A 2,856-nucleotide genomic window follows, 5' to 3' on the forward strand; every position below is an offset into this window, starting at 1 on the left:
GTCCGCAAGTCTGCGCCGCTTCGCCCACTACGACCACTGGTCTGACTCAGTCCGCCAGGCGATCCTTGCGGACGCCCCTGCAGATGCCCTCGTCTACGGGATGGGGGAGAGGCAGGTCGTCGAGATCGCCGGCCGCCTTGCCGCAGGAAAGGACCTGCGGGGGATCAGGGGGACCGCGGTGACGATCTCCGTCGCGGAGTGGCGAGAGACGGATCCGGCGGGAATGGTCGTCATCCCCGCGTACCCGGAGGTGCGCAAGAGTCCTGAGGCCTATGCCCGGGCCTTCGCCCTCCATGCGCGGGAGCAGGACCCCGTCCGCGGCAGGACGGTCGTCCAGCCCCATCCGAAGACCGTGGTCGTCCAGTACCCACCTGCCCTTCCGCTGGAGACCGCCGAACTCGACCATGTCTACGAACTCCCGTACGCGCGGGCCGCGCACCCCTCGTACAGGGAACCAATCCCGGCCCTCGAACCGGTGCAGTTCTCCATCACCACCCATCGCGGCTGCTTCGGCTCCTGCTCCTTCTGCGCCCTCACCCACCACCAGGGCAGGATCATCCAGAGCCGGAGCCCGGCATCGGTCCTCGCCGAGGCGCGGCGCCTCGCCGCAATGCCCGGGTTCAAGGGCGTGATCCAGGACGTCGGCGGACCGACCGCAGACATGTACGGTCTCTCCTGCCCGCAGTGGGAGAAGCACGGCGCCTGCCCGGAAAAGCGGTGCAGCCCCGACTGCCCGAACCTCGCGACGTCGCATGCCGCCCAGATAGACCTCCTGCGGAAACTGCGGGAGATACCGGGTGTGCGGCAGGTGCATATCCAGTCAGGGATCAGGTACGACCTCGCCCTCGCGGACCCGGCGTACATCGACGAGATCGCCGCACACCATGTCTCCGGTCACCTCAAGGTCGCCCCCGAGCATATCGCAGGGCGGGTGACCTCCCTCATGAACAAGCCGGGCAGGGAGGTCTTCGACCGCTTCAGGAAATGCTTCGACGCGGGGAGCAGAAAAGCGGGGAAAGAACAGTACCTCCTCCCGTACCTGATGTCTGGCCATCCCGGTTGCACGGTCCAAGACAGCATCGAACTCGCCGAGTACATCAGGGACAACCGTCTGTACACGGAGCAGGTGCAGGACTTCACGCCGACGCCGATGACCCGTTCGACCTGCATGTACGCCACAGGCATCGACCCGGCGACGATGGAGAGGGTCCATGTCCCGAAGGGGCGGGAGAAGGAGATCCAGCGGGCGCTCCTCCAGTACAGGGACCCGAAGAACCGCGGCCTTGTGGCGGAAGGGCTGCGCCAGGCCGGGCGGGAAGACCTTATCGGCAGCGGCTGGGCCTGCCTCGTCCCGGCACGGCACGAGAGGGCGGAGGCGCGGAGACAGAGCGGGGGGAGGCGATGATGCCAGTGGATTTTTGTCGGGGAAAGCCCACACATTCCTGTATGGATGCCGGAGATATGCTCACCATGGTCGTCCACGGCCCCGGCCCCTTCGACTGCGGGGACGTCGAACGGCTTCTCTCGTCCGCCGGCGACATGCGCATCATCGTTGCCGGCGTGATGGGCCGGACAGCCGCGGAGGAATCGGGCCTCCCCTGCGAGTGCTGCGGCGTCCCCCCGAGCGAGGTGCTCGCCCGCCTTGACGGCCCGGTCTTCCTCCTCAACCGCGGGAAGACTCCGGTATCTGGCCGGGTCTTCGGAGAGGTCGTCGCCGGGCGACTCGGGCGCGGCCTTGTCCATGTCGAGTGCACGCCCGGCATTGTCTACTGCTGGAACGGCGGCGACACCGCCCTTGCAGCGCACCTCGCCGCAAACCTCGGCTATACGGTCGAGAGGGGCCGGGCCCCACCCCCGGTCGTCGGCGGCCATGTGCGGGAGGTCAGGGGGTGCGCCCCGGGAGAACCGGTCTTTGTCAACGGCACCGTCATCGGAGAGGCGACGGCGGAGACGGTCGTGCTGCGCGAGAAGGGTGACACGGTCGAAGCAGTTTCAGGGCTTCGGGTCAAGCCCCACGGCCTCGAAAAACTTGCCCGCTCAGGGTCGGTCTCCCTTGCCCGTGCCTGGTGCAAGAGCGGGCAGATCAGGCAGCGCCCGCCGGCCCAGGGCGGAAAGGCGCGGGGAAAGGGGTGCGTCGTCGTCCTCGACCACTGCGGCCACCGCTTCTATGACCTCCTCGCCCCTGACACCTGCGGCGTGCTCGCCATCGGCGACGACACCACAGCCGTGGCCGGGCACATCGCTGGCCACCTCGGCATCCCCGTCCTCGGCGTCACTGATGGGGACAGGGACGGCGTGGTCGGCGGCACCTTCCCGGCAGGTTCAGTCGTGCTCGCCGTGACCCGCGGGCGGGACGACGAGGTCGGCCTCGATATCGCCAGGACGGTCCCGGATGGGGAGACATGGTGGGGCGAGTGGGTCGACGGCGCCCTCGGGACTGTGGAGGGCAGGGCGGAGATCGCCCTCGACCTGAGGTGAGTACAATGATGCGATGCGCCGAATGCAAGGGAAAACTCCTCTGCGGCCTCCCGAAGTGCCCGATCATGAGCAGGTTTCATGCCCAGATGCGGACCGCCGCCCGCGGCACGAGTTATATGGGCACCGCACCGTCGGCCTTCGTCGGTTCGGCCAGGTATCCTGCGGTCTCGGCAGGGCCGCTGATGGTCAACGACCCCGACCTCCCGCCCCTCTGGATGACGCAGGGCCTCTCCATCGACGACATCGTCGGCATCAGGGCGCGGACGATCCGGGGCACATCCCGGCCGGAAGCGGTTTCCGACCAGATCCAGGAGATCGCACTCTCTTCCCGCCCCCTCGACATCGAGGCGGCCTTCGAGCGCCCGGTCATCTTCGACC

General features: G+C 68.0%; 2 protein-coding genes and 1 pseudogene. All 3 read left to right on the plus strand.

What is annotated here, in order from left to right:
• Positions 1-1,405: YgiQ family radical SAM protein (locus Q0520_RS07995; protein WP_298668577.1), on the plus strand; the 1,405-nt coding region annotated here is incomplete at its 5' end.
• Between the two features lie 41 nt (positions 1,406-1,446).
• Entirely contained in the window at positions 1,447-2,478 is a 1,032-nt protein-coding gene (locus Q0520_RS08000; protein ID WP_298668580.1) for a DUF2117 domain-containing protein, read from the plus strand.
• Positions 2,479-2,483: 5 nt separating this feature from the next.
• Positions 2,484-2,856, plus strand: a pseudogene (locus Q0520_RS08005) (hypothetical protein); the annotation flags it as partial.

The organism is uncultured Methanofollis sp. (genome assembly GCF_937919355.1).
Classification (GTDB): domain Archaea; phylum Halobacteriota; class Methanomicrobia; order Methanomicrobiales; family Methanofollaceae; genus Methanofollis.

Excerpts from the sequence above, each read along its gene's own strand:
- Q0520_RS08000 (WP_298668580.1), top strand. The coding sequence starts at position 1,447 with ATGGATGCCGGAGATATGCTCACCATGGTCGTCCACGGCCCCGGCCCC.